This window comes from Citrobacter sp. Cb041 (assembly GCF_030336655.1).
Classification (GTDB): Bacteria; Pseudomonadota; Gammaproteobacteria; order Enterobacterales; family Enterobacteriaceae; genus Citrobacter; species Citrobacter braakii.
Map to the genome: position 1 here is coordinate 80,772 of NZ_JAOWDD010000039.1, position 16,448 is coordinate 97,219.

15 protein-coding genes and 2 tRNA genes are annotated in these 16,448 nt (G+C 52.7%); 10 read left to right on the forward strand and 7 right to left on the reverse strand.

Features of this window, described 5'->3' with window-relative positions:
* Positions 1-372: 372 nt before the first annotated feature.
* Positions 373-885, forward strand: coding sequence for a GNAT family N-acetyltransferase (locus tag OGV52_RS13345; protein ID WP_287108627.1), 513 nt, complete (start codon positions 373-375; stop codon positions 883-885).
* Between the two features lie 51 nt (positions 886-936).
* Here OGV52_RS13345 and OGV52_RS13350 read toward each other — a convergent pair whose 3' ends face one another.
* Positions 937-1,827 (reverse strand): LysR family transcriptional regulator, encoded by an 891-nt coding sequence (locus tag OGV52_RS13350; protein ID WP_016152950.1) that lies wholly within the window; start codon positions 1,825-1,827, stop codon positions 937-939.
* A 172-nt stretch (positions 1,828-1,999) separates the two neighbouring features.
* Between OGV52_RS13350 and OGV52_RS13355 the strand changes: the two genes are divergently transcribed.
* Together OGV52_RS13355 and OGV52_RS13360 are read left to right on the forward strand one after the other, a co-directional pair.
* Positions 2,000-3,136: an alpha/beta hydrolase gene (locus tag OGV52_RS13355; RefSeq protein ID WP_200107808.1), complete on the forward strand. Its 1,137-nt coding sequence runs from the start codon at positions 2,000-2,002 to the stop codon at positions 3,134-3,136.
* Between the two features lie 141 nt (positions 3,137-3,277).
* Positions 3,278-4,471 carry an MFS transporter gene (locus tag OGV52_RS13360; protein ID WP_200107809.1) on the forward strand — a complete coding sequence of 398 codons (1,194 nt, stop codon included), beginning with the start codon at positions 3,278-3,280 and terminating at the stop codon, positions 4,469-4,471.
* A 98-nt stretch (positions 4,472-4,569) separates the two neighbouring features.
* On the opposite strand, the gene OGV52_RS13365 is transcribed toward OGV52_RS13360, so the two are convergent.
* A complete protein-coding gene (locus OGV52_RS13365) occupies positions 4,570-5,040 on the reverse strand; it encodes a GNAT family N-acetyltransferase (protein ID WP_200107810.1) in 471 nt (156 codons plus the stop codon).
* 248 nt (positions 5,041-5,288) lie between these two features.
* Here OGV52_RS13365 and OGV52_RS13370 point away from each other — a divergent pair, with 248 nt between their 5' ends.
* The 6 genes from OGV52_RS13370 to OGV52_RS13395 all read left to right on the forward strand — a co-directional run bounded on the left by OGV52_RS13370 (position 5,289) and on the right by OGV52_RS13395 (position 9,405).
* The gene (locus tag OGV52_RS13370) at positions 5,289-6,269 is read left to right on the forward strand and encodes a GlxA family transcriptional regulator (RefSeq protein WP_287108629.1); all 981 of its coding nucleotides are present in this window, start codon (positions 5,289-5,291) and stop codon (positions 6,267-6,269) included.
* Positions 6,270-6,347: 78 nt separating this feature from the next.
* Positions 6,348-7,358: a type I glyceraldehyde-3-phosphate dehydrogenase gene (gene gap, locus OGV52_RS13375; protein ID WP_047417734.1), complete on the forward strand. Its 1,011-nt coding sequence runs from the start codon at positions 6,348-6,350 to the stop codon at positions 7,356-7,358.
* A 267-nt stretch (positions 7,359-7,625) separates the two neighbouring features.
* Positions 7,626-8,108, forward strand: a complete 483-nt coding sequence (locus OGV52_RS13380; RefSeq protein WP_016152944.1) for a glutathione peroxidase — start codon at positions 7,626-7,628, stop codon at positions 8,106-8,108.
* 199 nt (positions 8,109-8,307) lie between these two features.
* A tRNA-Val gene (locus tag OGV52_RS13385) sits at positions 8,308-8,384 on the forward strand.
* A gap of 4 nt (positions 8,385-8,388) precedes the next feature.
* A tRNA-Val gene (locus OGV52_RS13390) sits at positions 8,389-8,465 on the forward strand.
* Positions 8,466-8,664: 199 nt separating this feature from the next.
* A complete protein-coding gene (locus tag OGV52_RS13395) occupies positions 8,665-9,405 on the forward strand; it encodes a substrate-binding domain-containing protein (RefSeq protein ID WP_287108630.1) in 741 nt (246 codons plus the stop codon).
* On the opposite strand, the gene OGV52_RS13400 is transcribed toward OGV52_RS13395, so the two are convergent.
* From OGV52_RS13400 to puuE, 4 genes are all read right to left on the reverse strand, one after another.
* A complete protein-coding gene (locus OGV52_RS13400) occupies positions 9,374-10,126 on the reverse strand; it encodes an ABC transporter ATP-binding protein (RefSeq protein WP_287108631.1) in 753 nt (250 codons plus the stop codon). The genes OGV52_RS13395 and OGV52_RS13400 overlap by 32 nt on opposite strands.
* Positions 10,123-11,127, reverse strand: a complete 1,005-nt coding sequence (locus tag OGV52_RS13405) for a FecCD family ABC transporter permease (RefSeq protein ID WP_094168916.1) — start codon at positions 11,125-11,127, stop codon at positions 10,123-10,125. The genes OGV52_RS13400 and OGV52_RS13405 overlap by 4 nt, the downstream gene beginning before the upstream one ends.
* Positions 11,114-12,169 (reverse strand): ABC transporter substrate-binding protein, encoded by a 1,056-nt coding sequence (locus tag OGV52_RS13410; protein ID WP_049040492.1) that lies wholly within the window; start codon positions 12,167-12,169, stop codon positions 11,114-11,116. Before OGV52_RS13410 ends, OGV52_RS13405 begins: the two co-directional genes overlap by 14 nt.
* Before the next feature lie 175 nt (positions 12,170-12,344).
* Positions 12,345-13,607, reverse strand: coding sequence for a 4-aminobutyrate transaminase (puuE, locus tag OGV52_RS13415; protein WP_046274906.1), 1,263 nt, complete (start codon positions 13,605-13,607; stop codon positions 12,345-12,347).
* A 106-nt stretch (positions 13,608-13,713) separates the two neighbouring features.
* Between puuE and pdxR the strand changes: the two genes are divergently transcribed.
* Positions 13,714-15,189 carry a MocR-like pyridoxine biosynthesis transcription factor PdxR gene (pdxR, locus tag OGV52_RS13420; RefSeq protein WP_287108632.1) on the forward strand — a complete coding sequence of 492 codons (1,476 nt, stop codon included), beginning with the start codon at positions 13,714-13,716 and terminating at the stop codon, positions 15,187-15,189.
* A gap of 47 nt (positions 15,190-15,236) precedes the next feature.
* On the opposite strand, the gene OGV52_RS13425 is transcribed toward pdxR, so the two are convergent.
* Entirely contained in the window at positions 15,237-16,445 is a 1,209-nt protein-coding gene (locus tag OGV52_RS13425) for a cytochrome c (protein ID WP_200102356.1), read from the reverse strand.
* Positions 16,446-16,448 lie beyond the last annotated feature (3 nt).

The window sequence follows — 16,448 nt, forward strand, 5'->3', positions numbered from 1 at the left end:
GTGGTCGCGCTGGGCATCGTTAGAAAATGGACAGACGTGCCGACGAATCTGTATCAGTTGCTTTTCTATAGCGCCCTGGCAGTGGGAATAATGAGCTTGTTTGTAAAATCCTGAATGAACAGCCGCAAGTTCGGAAGATGTCTTTTCATTTTCGCTCAAAGCAGACCAGGCAATCAGTTGGCCTGTCTGCTTCGAGCCAGAAGCTAACATCGATAAAAAATAACTTAATGGTCGAGCTCCACCAACTTCAGACCTTAGATTGCGTATTCAAAGTTTAAGGGTAAGACAGTCACAACGGACATGTAGACTTAACAGGCCGTATATATTACAAATTTAAGATCATTTTTCTCTCATAAAGTAAGGGCCTCTCCCATGTCTTTAATCATACGACAAGCAACATTAGCCGATTCGGGATTACTAAATGAGCTTGGCTACCGCTTCTATACTGCGCACTTTAAGCATATGTGGAAGTCAGAATCAGAATTTGATAATTATTTGGAGGGTGAATATTCACTTCCTGTTATTGAGCAGAGTATTAATGATAAAAACATTAGCTGGTATATAGTTGAAATCGAGCAGCCGATTGGTTTTGTGAAGCTGACATGGCAAGCAACTATCCCGAATACAGACATCAGCGGTGTTTTACTTAATAAACTCTACCTTGCCCCAACCAAAACGAATCAGCATTACGGTCAACTAATGTTTAATAAAGTCATAGATCTTGCCCGAAGTCAGGGGAAAAAATTTTTATGGCTGGAGGTTCTTGAACAAAATGAACGTGCTCAAAAATTCTATAAAAAGCAGGGAATGAAACACATCAGCGACATCATTTTCGAAACAAATTCACAGAGGAGCATACTCAAGTTAATGGGGATGTGTATATAAGGCCCGCTCCTCGCTCAGACCCGTTACCCTGACACGTGTGCAGCCTGGCCTTCATTCATAAATTCTCAGTGTATCGATAACTGCTCGCAGAGCGGGAGACACATTGCGGTGCGGATAATAGAGAAATGAGCCTTCCAGGCGTTGACTGTAGCGTTGTAATACTCTGATGAGCGAACCCTCTTCTAAATCATCGGACACCAGTTCTTCCGGAACATAAGCCAGCCCCAGCCCCAGTCTGGCGGCTTTGGCTTCCATATAACTGTCAGCAAAAGCCCATTGTCCCTGCGGCTGATGCGTTATTTTTTTACCATCCTGTTGAAGCTCCCATGTATAGAGGCTTCCATCGCCAAATTGATAAGCGATGCAGGGATGAACCGCCAAATCTGCCGGGACTTGTGGAAAGCCATAGCGGCGAAAGTGTTCTGGCGTACCAACAATGGCCATCTCCATGTCGGGGGAAATACGGACCGCTATCATGCCACCGCCAACTTCCGGTCCGAGACGTACACCGGCATCGAATCTTTCCGCAATAATATCGACAAAACGACTTTCGCTGATGAGTTCCAGCCGGATGTCAGGATAGCGTTGCTTAAACACCGCAAGCTTTGGCAGGAGCAGTTTATCAATAGCGTGCTGACTGGCATTAATCCGTACCGTACCTGACGGGGACTGGCGATAATGGGCCAGCGTGGCAAGCCCCATATCTAAAGCGTCGAATCCTGACTCAATGGTCCGGTAGAGCTGTTCGCCGGCATGGGTGAGCGATAGCCTACGCGTAGTGCGAGCCAGAAGCTGAACGCCCAGTCTTTCTTCAAGTTCGCGTACAGAACGGCTTATACCTGATTGTGCCAGGCCGAGTCGTTGCGCCGCAGCGGTAAAACTCCCTTCCCGCACCACCTGCATGAACAGGTATAAATCATTATAGTTTTCCCGTTTCGCCATCACGTTTCCCTCGCTATCGCATCACCATTTAGAACAATATGGTATTAATTCTAGCAATTTTACCCCTCTAATAAGCACTATTACTGCTCACTATAATGCTCGCATTGCAACAAAGCACAGCAGTGTTGTCCGTATGAAACCTGTATCTATCACGTTTTATGAGGGGATTTTGATGACTGCCTTCACCAAAAAACTGACAGCCGCGATACCAGCCATGCTGCTCTGCGCATCATTAAGTGGAGTTACAACGATGAGTTATGCCAATACAACCAATCCGAACGCGCCAGTTTCACTGGTCGAGACATGGGATAAAACCTTCGCTAAAAGTACGAAAATTAATCACCGTAAAGTGACCTTTCAGAACCACTTCGGGATCACCCTGGTCGGTGATCTCTACATTCCAAAGGATCGCGGCGAGCGCAAACTGGCAGCCATTGCCATCAGCGGGCCTTTCGGCGCGGTGAAAGAGCAGTCCAGCGGTCTGTATGCGCAGACGTTGGCTGAGCAGGGATTTGTTACCCTGGCTTTTGACCCTTCATATACGGGGGAAAGCGGTGGCTATCCGCGTAACGTTGCCTCTCCGGATATCAACACCGAGGATTTCAGCGCGGCTGTTGATTTCCTTGGCCTGCAAAATGAGGTTGATCGAAATCGTATCGGATTACTGGGTATCTGCGGATGGGGCGGGATGGCCTTAAACGACGCCGCGATGGATACCCGCGTGAAAGCGGTGGCGACCAGTGTGATGTATGACATGAGCCGTGCGATGGGGCATGGCGTAGGTGATGGTAAAGACCGTTATACCACTGCGGATCGTCGCGCCGTATTACAGTATCTGAACGCACAGCGCTGGGAAGATGCGAAGAACGGAGCTTTCGCGCCCGGCGGGCATGACATTTATGTTGATGAAAAGGGGGACGTCAGTACGTCGAAACGTATTCTGCCAGAAACGTTACCCGCAAATCCCAATCCGGTTCTGAAAGAATTCTTTGATTATTATCGCATGCCGCGTGGTTTCCATGCGCGTTCGGTCAACTCAACTGGGGCCTGGAATGCGACGATGCCGCTGTCATTTATGAATATGCCGCTGCTGAGCTACGCCAATGAAGTCACTATCCCCACGCTTATCGTGACCGGCGAAAAAGCCCATTCACGCTATTTTGCTGAAGATGCCTTTAGGGCGATCGGCAGCAATGAGAAAGAGCTGGTGATTGTCCCGGGGGCAAATCATGTTGATCTGTACGACAACGTTGCGGGTAAGATTCCGTTTGCTAAATTTGAGCAGTTTTTCAATACCAACCTAAGATAACCGCTCCAAGCCGCCTGATATTTACAGGCGGCTGTAAAACGCCTGTAGATCATTTTCATCCATGTTTTGACGTGATTTCCTGAATGACGTCTGTCCGGACTGCGCCTGAACCAGGCCGATTCGATATTAAGAGATCTGATAATGTCCACAGTAAGACTAAAACCACATTACGAAAAAAAGCATGCGCATTGGGGGGGCGTGTTTGCCATGACGCTGTGCGTGTTTGTGCTGATCGCTTCCGAGTTTATGCCGGTCAGCCTGCTTACGCTTATTGCCAGTGATTTACACATTACCGAAGGGCTGGCTGGCCAGGGAATTGCAATCTCTGGCGCGCTGGCGGTCATTACCAGCCTGACTATCTCCCATATTGCCGGAGATCTGAACCGAAAACATCTCCTGCAGGGGCTGACGGTTTTAATGGCCATATCGGGGATAGTCGTCGCCCTGGCACCCAGCTATCCGGTTTATATGCTGGGGAGGGCCCTGCTTGGGGTGGTCATTGGTGGATTCTGGTCCATGTCTGCTGCAACCGCCATTCGGCTCGTTCCGCAGCATCAGGTTCCCCGCGCGCTGGCGATTTTTAACGGTGGGAACGCGCTGGCTACCGTTGTAGCGGCACCGCTTGGCAGCTATCTGGGGACGACCGTGGGCTGGCGAGGGGCTTTTTTATGCCTCGTTCCCCTGGCTATAGCCGCGTTCATCTGGCAGTGGGTCAGCCTGCCATCGATGGAAAACGATAAAAAACAAAAATCCCAGAGATCTATGCTTCGTCTGTTCCGCATCACCATTGTCCCTGCGGGACTCCTGGCCTGCGGGCTCTTCTTCATGGGGCAGTTTGCCTTATTTACCTACGTGCGCCCCTTTCTTGAAACCGTAACCCGCGTAGGCCCTTCTGGTCTCTCTCTGATTTTGCTCGCAATAGGCGTGGCGGGTTTTGTCGGCACACTGGCCGTATCAATATTCCTGAACACAAGTTTTTATCAGACTTTAATCATGATCCCCCTGCTTATGGCTGCGACTGCCGGGGCGTTACTGCTGGTTGGACACAGCATCTGGGCTGTTGCCGTATTGCTCAGCCTGTGGGGACTACTAGCAACGGCTGCGCCAACGGGATGGTGGACATGGATAGCGCGGGCACTACCCGAAGATGCAGAGGCGGGTGGTGGCTTAATGGTTGCGGTGATCCAGCTATCGATTGCACTGGGTTCAACGGCAGGTGGGTTGGTATTCGACACTCTGGGATGGCGCAGTACTTTTGGCTTGAGTGGTTTCTTACTTCTGGCGGCGGCAGCAATGACGATTGTCACATCCCGTCAAAACAGCAAAGCAAACTAGAACTATCCATTCATTTCTGGCGTGCTCTCTGTCATGGCATACGGCAGAGAGCCGAGTGTCCGCCCTCGCTGATCGCGGACCATTAGCCCAGTTATCTTCTATTTTTTCACCAAATATTTTCGCATCAGTGCATTTTGTAATGTCACTCCGCGACAGGCAGGAAACCCACGTTCCACAACATGAAAGCCGTGTCGTAGAAAGAATGCCTCCGCAGCCTTACTGACATTTGAAGTCAGTTCGCCAATTCCACGTTGTCTGGCTTCTTCATGAATGCGATTCATCAGTAGTGTCCCTACTCCCTGTCTCGGGTAGGTTCCCGAGACAAAGAAATGGTCAATGTACCCATTTGGCTGAACATCTGCATATCCAGCTATTTCACCATCCACTTCAACAACAAAGGGGCGTAATTCCTTCATGTGATTGGCCCATTGTTCCGGGTCGATATCCGTTGGGGCCCACGCATCTATTTGTTCCTGTGTGTAGTAGTGTGATGCGAGGGTATGTACAGAAGATAAAAAGACGCTGAACAACGAACTTTCATCTCCATTACTAAACCTTCTGATTTTCATAAGACCTCGTCAGGAGAGTGACTTGTAGAACAATACCATTTTTGGTGCAGCGGAGCGTCAGCCCCTCGTGGTGAGTTTAATGGGTCAATGCAACGCTATTCTTAATCAAGGGAGATGCTCAGGCAACGCCGTTGAGTCAACATCAAACCATCGGCCTGTGGCGGTAATGTCGCTGCGCCACGGGTAAGGCTTTTTCCAGTTGAGTATGTAATATTGACTTATTGTGTAAAAAGATTACTTTTCAGGACATGAAGAAGATACTCATTATTGTTCCCGATGGCGGTATGCTGTTTGAGTCCGCCGGTATTGCCGACATTCTGATGCAGGCCAACCGCCTGCATACCAAAGGCGCTACGGAGACGTGTTACCAGGTTCAGTTAGCGACAACGCAACCGCATCAGGTGATCCATGGCCAGTCCGGCCTAAATCTACTGGCAGATCACCGCCTGCATGAGATAGATCCTCGCGAACCTCTCGATACCATCATCATCACTGGCAGAGGTCAAAACCCGCAGGAAGGGATTGCGGTGGTTGACTGGCTACGCCTTGCCGCTCCCCACGCCCGCCGCATTGCATCCATTTGCGGCGGCGCGATGCTGCTGGCAGAAACCGGGCTGCTGGACGGCAGACGAGCCACCACCCACTGGAAGCTACTGGAAACCATGCAGGCAGAATTCCCAAAGGTGCGCGTCGAAAGCGGTCCGCTCTATATCCAGGACGAACATATCTGGACATCAGGTGGCGTCAGTTCCGGCTTTGACCTGACGTTAGCGTTAGTTGAAGAGGATTACGGCTTCAGTCTGGCGCGCGACGTCGCTCAGGATTTCGTCATGTACCTGCGCCGTCCCGGGGGACAACTCCAGTTTAGCCGCTACAACCTTCAGCAGACCAGCACCCTGGGCCCGATTAACGATCTGCTCGCCTGGCTGCTTGAGAACCTCACCGCCGATCTCAGTGTGGATAAACTGGCGGAAAAAGTCGCCATGAGTCCGCGTAATTTCACCCGCGTGTTTACCCGAGAAACGGGCGCATCACCGGCACGCTACGTGGCCGAAGCCCGTCTGGCCGCTGCCCGACAGCGTCTGGAGCAGACCAACGAGACGCTGGAGCGTATCGCCGAACAAACAGGATTTGGTAGCAGCATTAACCTGCGAAGGCTGTTTGAAAAACAGCTTCACCTGACGCCTGGTGAATATCGCCAGCGCTTTCACTGTCGTAAAATGGCGTAAAGTGATCCTTTTTTGTCATTTACGCCAACACGTGACCGGCCTAAATTTACTCCAGAGACAACAGATAAGGAGTTCATCATGGTAAAGGTCGGTATTAACGGTTTTGGCCGTATCGGACGTAACGTACTGCGTGCTGCACTGGGTAACCCGGAGATCCAGATCGTGGCAATCAACGATCTGACAGACAGTAAAACGCTGGCGCATCTGCTGAAATACGACTCGCTGCTCGGTAAACTCGACGCCGACGTCACCGCCGGTGAGGGGCAGTTGGTGGTTAACGGTAAATCTATCACCGTGTTCAGTGAACGCGATCCAGCCAACATCCCATGGCGTCAGCGTGAAGTCGATATTGTCATTGAAGCAACCGGCTTCTTCACTGAACGTGACAAGGCGGCGGTGCATATCCACAGCGGTGGCGCAAAACGAGTGATTATCTCCGCCCCCGGTAAGAACGATGATTTAACCATCGTGATGGGCGTTAACGATCACCTCTACTCCGCGGATAAACACTTTGTCGTCAGCAACGGTAGCTGCACCACTAACGGTCTGGCACCTGCCGCACAGGTTTTGCACCAACATTTCGGCATTAAGCATGGTTTGATGAATACCACCCACGCCTATACCAACAGCCAGGCGCTGCACGACCAGCCGGAAAAAGATCTTCGTGGTGCCCGCGCCGCTGCATTGTCGATTGTCCCCTACTCCAGCGGCGCCGCGAAGGCGCTTGGCAAAGTCATCCCGGAGCTGGATGGTCGCTTAACCGGGTATTCGTTGCGCGTACCGGTTCCGGTGGTGTCCATTGTCGACCTGACCGTAACGCTTGAGCGGGATGTAACAGCAGAGGAGGTCAATAATGCGTTTCGTGACGCCGCTGCGACAGGGCCACTGAAAGGGATCCTCGGCTATAGCGATGAACCGCTTGTCTCAAGCGATTACCAGGGTGATCCGCGCTCATCCATCATCGACGGCCTGTCAACGCTGGTGATTGGCGGCAATATGGTCAAAATTCTGGCGTGGTACGACAACGAATGGGGATTCTCTAATCGCCTCGTCGACCTGGCACTGCTAATGGCAAGGCACGAACGTTAATCCCCTGCTCTCACACTCTCTCTAAATCCACGCCAGGCGTGGATTTTTTTATATCTGTTACGTGTTTGTCGCAGTGACAATCGCGCACAACGTCACGCCCCCCATTTTTAGTCGTCACCTAACGATGCTGCTGGGGTGACGCGTTTAAAAACATTAGCGATAACCCGACAAAATAATAAATCGCCAGCACTTCAACGGTCAGTTTATTAATCAGACAGTTGCGACCATAATAAAATGAGTAATGCGATCTTATTTGAGGATTCCGGCATGATCACCTTTTATCAACTTACAGCCACCCGTCTGCATGGTGAGCCCGTCTCTATGGCCGACTACGCTGGCAAACTGGTTCTGGTGGTCAATACTGCTAGCCATTGTGGCTTCACGCCGCAATATGCAGGCCTCGAAGCGCTTTACAAGAAGTACGCCGCGCAGGGTCTGGTGGTGCTTGGTTTCCCCTGCAACCAGTTCGGTAATCAGGAGCCCGGCGGGGCCGACGAAATCTCGCAAACCTGTCACATCAACTACGGTGTGAGCTTCCCGATATTTGAGAAAGTGGAAGTCAACGGTGCGGCTACGCATCCGGTGTTTCGTTACCTGAAAAACGAATTACCCGGCGTGCTGGGTGGGCGTATCAAGTGGAATTTCACTAAGTTCCTGATCGGGCGTGACGGCAAACCGCTCAAGCGTTTTGCGCCGTTCACTACCCCTGAGAAAATAGAAACCGCGATCCTTGCTGCGCTTAAAGTCTGAGCGCACCTGTCATTCAAACCGTCCCCATTATGCCCCAGCGCACAGCCTGAATAAAAAACACGCTGCAAAATCAACAAAATATAATCAACTTGCTTAATTACTCTGCAATCGCGTGAGTTCAGGAAGAAAAATGCTATTTCCCTCTTGCCTCATTCGGTCTGTGCCGCTAATATTCGTCCCCGTTGTCACCTACAACGTTGCGTTCATAGCTCAGTTGGTTAGAGCACCACCTTGACATGGTGGGGGTCGTTGGTTCGAGTCCAATTGAACGCACCATCTTGCGTCCGTAGCTCAGTTGGTTAGAGCACCACCTTGACATGGTGGGGGTCGGTGGTTCGAGTCCACTCGGACGCACCAAATTATTTCTATGATTTGGTGCTATTTCCCTTCGTTACACCTCATAATTTCTTTTTATTCCCCTGTTCGTAGCCTTAAGCTTAATCATTACTCCGTATGATGCTGGCACAAAGCGATGCGCCAAAGCCTTCTAAACGCTATGCTCAGCGCGTATCATTTATCCTCTTCGCAAACCCTTTTTCGTCAGAGATCGGATACCATGCCCTCTTCCATTATTCTGTTTGCCGCGGGCAGTTTACGCCTGGCATTTGCCCCTTTGATAAGCCAGTTCTCGCGCCATAGCGGAATAGACGTGAAGGTGGAATATGGTCCGGCCGGTTTATTACGCGAGCGTATTGAAGCCGGTGAACCGTGTGCGCTCTTTGCCTCAGCCAATCGGGAGCACCCGCAACGCCTGCTGGCTTTGCAAAAAGCTGTCCTCACGCAGACCTTTAGCTGGAATCAACTGAGTCTGGTCAGCAACCGAAACGGCGCCTGGCTGGATTTGCTCCGCGACCCAACGCTAAGAATAGGTACATCCACGCCCGGCTGCGACCCTTCCGGAGACTATACCTGGGCATTTTTCGACAATATGGATGTACTGGAGCCAGGACTCGGACAACAGCTTCGGGCGCGCGCCATCCCGCTGGTTGGTGGGCGTGATACGGTGAAAATCCCGTCTGGTGAACTGGCGAGCGCCTGGATCCTTCACCAGGGACTGGCCGATCTGTTTATCGGCTACGCGCATTACGCGAAAACGCTGCGCGCCCAACCCGACGTGCATTATGTAGCTATCCCTGATGAGCACAATATTCGCTGCGAATACCAACTGGCGGTGCTCGAGGCATCCAACGAGGTGATGGCGCTGGTTAAATTCATGCTCTCCAACGGCGGTCAGGCGTTTCTTACCTCCGCCGGGTTTTTACCTCTTAACGACGAACAGAAAACAGCGGTGCGATAAACGGCGTCGGGTGGTTCTCTACACGGAGTTTTCGCAGCAGTAAGCCATAGGCCAGGAACAGATTCTCTTCCGTCACAATGCTGTCCGTTGGCCCTGCCCGCCATTTTCCTTCGGGGAGCAGCAGCAAAGTATGGGTGGCTATTTGTAACGCATGCAGCGGATCGTGGGTCGAAAAAAGAATGCTGCATCCCTGTAGATGAGCCAGATCGCTGATGAGCTGAAGCACCACCTGCTGATTGGCGAGATCCAGCGCGGAGCACGGCTCATCAAGCAGCAGCGTTTGACACTCCGTCACCAGCGCCCGGGCTATCATCACCAGTTGCTGTTGCCCCCCGGAAAGTGAGCTAAACGAGTGGGAAGCAAGCTGGGCAATATTTAACTGCTCCAGCGCCTGGGTCGCTCTTTGTTGATCCTGCTGGCTGGGTTGCGCAAAAAGCTTCACGTGCTGTGCCCGCCCCATCAGCACCACGTCGCTCACCGTATAAGGAAATGGCAGGTGGCAATGCTGCGCCACAATCCCTATCCCGCCGTCATTTTCAATGCTGCCGTCCAAAGCTGGTAGCGTGCCGGTTAGCGTATCGAGCAGCGTACTTTTACCCAGGCCGTTACGTCCCAGCACAGCCCAGATCTCACCTTTCTGGCAACTGAATGTAAGCGGCTCAAATAGCGGCGTGCGATATCCATAGGTAAGCGTATTTACACGCAATGCGGCAGGTTTCATGATGTCCCCCGGCGGCTGGAGCGGATGAGTAAAAAAGCAAACAGCGGCGCGCCGAATAATGCGGTGATGATCCCAAGCGGTATCTCCGCGTGCATCAGGGTACGCGCAATATCATCCACCACAATCATAAAACCGCCTCCCATCCAGAAGGCGCACGGCAGTAGACGACGATGATCAACCCCCACCAGCAAACGCGCCAGATGCGGAATAACCAACCCAACCCAGGCGATACTGCCGCTGACCGCTACCTGAGCGGCAACTAAAAAAGCGCAGCACAGCAAAACGCTGCGTCGCAGAGGAACCACCGCGACGCCTAGCGAACGGGCATCTTTATCATTGAGCGATAACAGGTTTATCCGCCAGCGTAGCTGGTACAAAACTGTCGCAGCGATACCGACTGGAATCGCCAACAGCAGAACTTTATGCCAGTTAGCCGTCGCAAAGCTGCCGAGCAGCCAGAACACGATATTGGGTAACGTTTCTTCGGTATCAGCCTGATACTGAATCAGGCTTACCAGCGCGGCAAAAAAACCACTCAAAATGATACCCGACAGGATCAGCACCAGCGTATTCTCCAGCCCCTGCAGCGCAGCAATGGCATACACCAGGACCAGCGCCGTCAGACCGAAGAAAAACGTTGAACCCATCATCAACCACGGCGACAGGCCAAGCAGAATAGCCAGCGTTCCGCCAAAAGCGGCCCCGGACGTCACGCCAATAATATGCGGGTCGACCAGCGGATTATGAAATACCCCTTGCAGCGTCGCGCCACATAACCCCAACGCCCCACCCGCCAGCAGCGCCATCAGAATTCGCGGTAGCCTGACTGTCCAGATAACCTGACCGGCAATCCCTTCAGCGTCGCTATAGTGCATCAGGTGATAAAAGACTTCGCTTAACGACAGCGGATATTGTCCGAGGCACAACGAACCAAGGCCCAGCAACAGGACCGTCGCGATTAAGAGTGGTTGCTGGAGTAAAATGCGCTTACTTAACTGCATCAGGCTGCCAGTTCACACCATAAAAACGCTGATAGTAGTCTTGCGCCTGCGCATCAACATCCACGTCTTTATAGGCGTCCGGGTACAGTTTTTTGGCCATCCACAGCTCACCAATCGCCAACGCTTCAGGCATCGGATAGCCCCAGGCTTTGGCGTACTCAGGCATCAACCAGACGCGATGATTTTTCACCGCATCAATCCCCTGCCAGTTAGGATCGTTTTGGATCTCCGTTACCACCTGCGGGTAGCGATCCTGAACAAAAATTACCTGCGGGTTCCACGCCAATACCTGTTCCAGCGCAACCTGACGGGCGCCTTTCACACTGGCAGCCGCCACGTTTAGCCCACCCGCGTGCTGCATCATGAGTCCCGTGTACTTCCCGGAGCCGTAAGTCATCAGGTCGGGGTTAGCCATATAAATACGGACTTTTTGCGCATCCGGGATTTTTGCGACCGGCGCATTGAATTTTGCCCGCGCCGCAAAAACGTAGTCGATCAATGTCTCAGCTTGCGGTTTGCGCCCCACGACATCCGCAATCAGGCGAATCCCCTGCTTTAACCCTTCGTTGTAGACCTGCTCTTCATCAGCCATGGTCGGGTTCATTTTATTCTGTTGCCCGGCTGCATCCTTGCGCAATGAGATAGCCACGACCGGAATACCGACGTTCTGAATCTGCTGGATCATCTCCGCTGGCGCATAGTTGGCGACAAAAACCACCTGTGGATGAATCGCCAGTAGGCTTTCAATATTCACGCTGGTGAGATCGCCCGGCGTCGGCAATGTGGCAATTGTCGGCATAAAGCGCGCAAACTCAGGCCCGAGCTGTTTTTTCCAACTCGACATCACGCCAATAATGTCCTGCTGAGCATTAAGCTGGACCAGAATATTCAGCGTCTGGTGTTGCAGCACGACCACTTTGTCGACGTGGTCCGGAATCGTGACCTGACGACCAAGCTGGTCGGTGATTGTACGGTCGGCCTGGGCAGAAAACGCAAACAACATGCTGGCGCATACCAGCACAAAAGAGCGGAAAGTTAACATGGGATACCATCTGGATAGCGGAGTAAAAACGATGTGTATTAAATTATATAACGATATAACAGGCAACCCATTCGCGATAAATACCGCACGACACACGAGGAAGATCAATTTATGCCGACAAAAAAGCCGACGGTGATGACCACCGTCGGCTGTGGGTAACACTATGACTAACAGATTATTTGGTTGCCGCTTTAATGATATCGAGCGCTTTGGCGAACTGATCCTGCGGGATCGTCAGCGGATAAAGAAAGCGAATAACGTTGCCATACTGACCGCAGGTCAGCAGCAGTAATCCTTGCTCAAGGGCTTTCTTCTGCACGCGTTGTGCGGCGGCTGCGTTGGGTTCTCCCGTCGCTGCATCACAGAATTCAGCGGCGATCATAGAGCCTAAGCCGCGCACTTCGGCCAGTTCAGGACACCCGGCTTGCGCGTCAGTCAGAGTGGCGCGCAATTGTTCGCCGAGAGCTGCCGCACGCTGGCACAGCTGTTCATCACGAATGATATCCAGCACCGCATGAGCTGCCGCAATTGACAGCGGGTTTCCGGCGTAGGTTCCGCCCAGACCACCCGGCGCAGGCGCATCCATAATTTCAGCTTTGCCCACGACGCCAGACAGCGGCATGCCGCCCGCAAGGCTTTTTGCCATAGTCATCAGGTCAGCTTTGTCAGCGTAGTGGTCCATCGCAAACAACTGGCCCGTACGGGCAAACCCGCTTTGCACCTCATCGGCGATCATCACGATGCCATGCTCGTCGCAAATACGGCGGATGGCAGCCACAAACTCCGGCGGCGCCACCACGAAGCCCCCTTCACCCTGGACGGGTTCGAAAATGATCGCCGCGACCTGGGTGGGATCGATATCGGCTTTAAACAGGCGTTCAATCGCTTTGATGGAGTCCGCCGTAGAAATCCCCTGCAACTCGCAAGGATACGGTGCGTGGTAAACGGAGCCAGGGAACGGGCCGAACCCTTTTTTATATGGCGCCACCTTGCCGGTTAACGCCATCGTCATGTAGGTACGCCCATGAAAACCACCGCCAAAAGCAATAACGCCAGGACGGCCGGTATGTGCGCGCGCAATTTTCACCGCATTTTCGACCGCTTCAGCCCCGGTGGTGAAGAATGTGGTTTTGCGCTTGCCGTCGATTGGCGCAACGGCGTTGATTTTCTCCGCCAAAGACACATAGCTTTCGTACGGGACAATCTGATAAGCCGTATGGGTAAAAGCCTGCAGTTGCGCTTCGACTGCCTGCACCAGGCGAGGATGACGATGTCCGGTGTTCAGCACGGCAATCCCGGCGGCAAAATCGATGTACTGATTGCCTTCGATATCGGTAATTGTGCTGTTTTCTGCTGACTGGGCATAAAAATCACACATTACACCCACGCCACGCGGGGTGGCATCCAGACGACGTTGTTGCAGGTTTTTATTGTTCATTCTCTACACCTTGTCCATTAATACATTTAGGTTGAATTACCCTTTAAATTTAGACGCCATCTGGTACTTTAATCGAGAGCCAAATCGTTTTATTTTAAGGATCCAAATGCGTTCACTTGCCGGAGATGTGATCAAGCAGGCATTTAGCCAGCAGACCGATGAAAAGCTGCATCGTCGCCTGTATGCCGCCATCTGCAGCTGCATCCTCGAAGGTAGCCTGAAACCGGCTACCCGAATGCCTCCGTCGCGTGACCTGGCAGGCGAACTGACGCTATCGCGCAATACCGTCCTGCGGGTTTACGAGCAATTGCAGGCCGAAGGTTATATTTCCGCGCGCACCAGCAGCGGTACATTTGTCACCGACAGCGTGCTGGACAATCTCGACCTGCGTCCCCACAAAGAGCCCGTTGCAGCCACACTGGAGGATCACACCCGCTTATCTGCCCGCTGCCTTGAGCTGCTGGGCCATGCCAGCGCCAGCCCTCGTCAATGGGGCGCATTTATTCCAGGCGTGCCTGATGTGGAGCATTTCCCTCACCGGGTGCTCAAAAAAATTCAGGATCGGCTGGCGAGACGGTTGCGCCCGGAGTTTCTCACTTACGATGCCGCAGGCGGCGTGACTGAGCTGAAAGAAGCGCTGGCAGACTATCTGCGCACCGCACGCGGGGTGCGGTGTTCACCGGAGCAAATTCTGATTACTGAAGGTATTCACCAGGCGCTGGATCTGGTGACCCGGACGCTATGCAACCCGGGGGATAACGCATGGATTGAGGAGCCGGGCTACTGGGGAATCAAAAATATTCTGCGCATCAATGCGGTTAACTTTTCGGCGATCCCGGTTGATGAACAAGGTATGGTGCCGCCAGAGGCTAGCGAATCTGCGCCAAAGCTGATTTTTGTGACACCGTCACATCAATATCCGCTCGGTTCGGTAATGAGCCTCAACCGCCGTCGGGCACTTCTCTTTCGCGCACGTGAAACGCGAAGCTGGATAGTGGAAGATGACTACGACAGCGAATTTCGCTTTTCCGGCCAGCCAATTCCATCATTGCAGGGACTGGAAGAAGAGACGCCGGTCATCTATATCGGGACATTCAGTAAAACACTCTATCCCGCACTGCGGCTCGGTTATGTGGTACTGCCCAAACCGCTCGCCGCGCCGCTGAAGAAGGTTCATAACGACCTCTATCGTGGTGGACATTTGCTGATTCAGGCAGCGCTGGCGGAGTTTATCCGCGAGGGTTACTACGCGGCGCACATTCGTAAAATGCGCCAGTTATACAGTCGTCGCCGCCAAACCTTGGTGGAGCTTATCAGCCGCCAGTTGGGCGAGCAGTATCTTGGCTCCTTCAGCAGCAACGCCGGGTTGCATATGATTCTACAGTTGCCCGTCGGGAGCGATGACGTTCTCATTGCCCAACAGGCAAATGCGCAAGGGCTGCTGGTGCGCCCGCTGTCTCGCTATTACGTGAATGAAGAGAAACGCAGCGGCCTGCTGCTGGGATTTGCCAGTATCGAAGAGAATGAAATGGCGTCGGCGTTTACCCGACTGGTGGGTATTATCAGAGTAAACGCCGTTTAAGCACTGCCGGATGGCGCTGCAAGCACCTTGTCCATCCGACATGCTGTTTAATGTGACGCTTTTTTAATTCCTGCCAGGTCCTCCTGGCTTACTTCGCCATTCCCTTCTCCCCAACTTTTACGCACGTAATTAATCACGTCGCGCATTTCGTTGTCGCTTAACATGCCACCGTAAGCCGGCATCTTAAAGGAGACGCTGCCACGCGTTGTCGGTGTTTCTGCGCCGTGGGCAATCACTCTGAATAACGGCGTCGGGTCATCAACCATCACCAGCGGATTGTTGATTAAAGACGGTGCGTTATCATCCGTACCTTTCCCCTCCAGACCGTGACAGGTGGAGCAGTAGCGGTTATAGGTCACTTTGCCCGCCTCGGGTGAATTCGACCAGGACACCGTAGTTGCCGCTGCGCGCACCGTTTCAGGCTTCTCGCTTTTCAGGCTCAGCAGATATTGCGCGATCGCCGTGGCATCGTCATCGGTCAGGTACTGTGTACTCTGCGTAACGACTTCAGCCATCGAACCTGAAACCGCGGCATGCTTGCTTTTACCGGTCAGCAACAGCGATTTTAATTCCTGCTCAGACATTCCCGTGCCGCGCAGCGAAGGCGCATACCAGCCGTCGATCATCGCGCCGCTCAGGTACTCGGCATCAGCATTGGTATACGCTTTTTCGTTCATCGCCATGCCTCTCGGGGTATGGCAAGAACCGCAGTGTCCGGGACCTTCCACCAGATAAGCGCCCCGTTTTACCAACGCAGTGTTGTCATCCGTTTTCGCACGTTCTACAGCCGTCGCTGGCGCGTCGGTAAACAGCCAGTTCCAGATATGCAGCGGCCAGCGGGCGGAGAGTAGCCACGGAATGGCATTCTCTTTATTGGGCTGCGCAGAGGGGGTGACATCATGCATAAAATAGCGATACAACGCCTTTACATCGTCATCAGAAAGTTTCGCGTAAGAGGGATAAGGCATGGCCGGATAGAGCGGATGACCATCTTTGGCAATTCCCTGACGTACGGCCTTGTCAAAATCCTCGAATGAGTAATTACCAATACCCTGGGTTTTGTCTGGGGTAATGTTGGTCGAATAAATATCCCCTACCGGAGTAGGAAACTTTTTGCCACCCGCCATCGCCGCCCCCCCTTCGGTGGTATGACAGGCCACACAGTCAGAGATACGGGCGATATATTCGCCATTAGATTCCGCTGCACTCACAGAGGCGGTAAACAAACAGGCGGCAAGAACGGTTACGTTACGCATAGA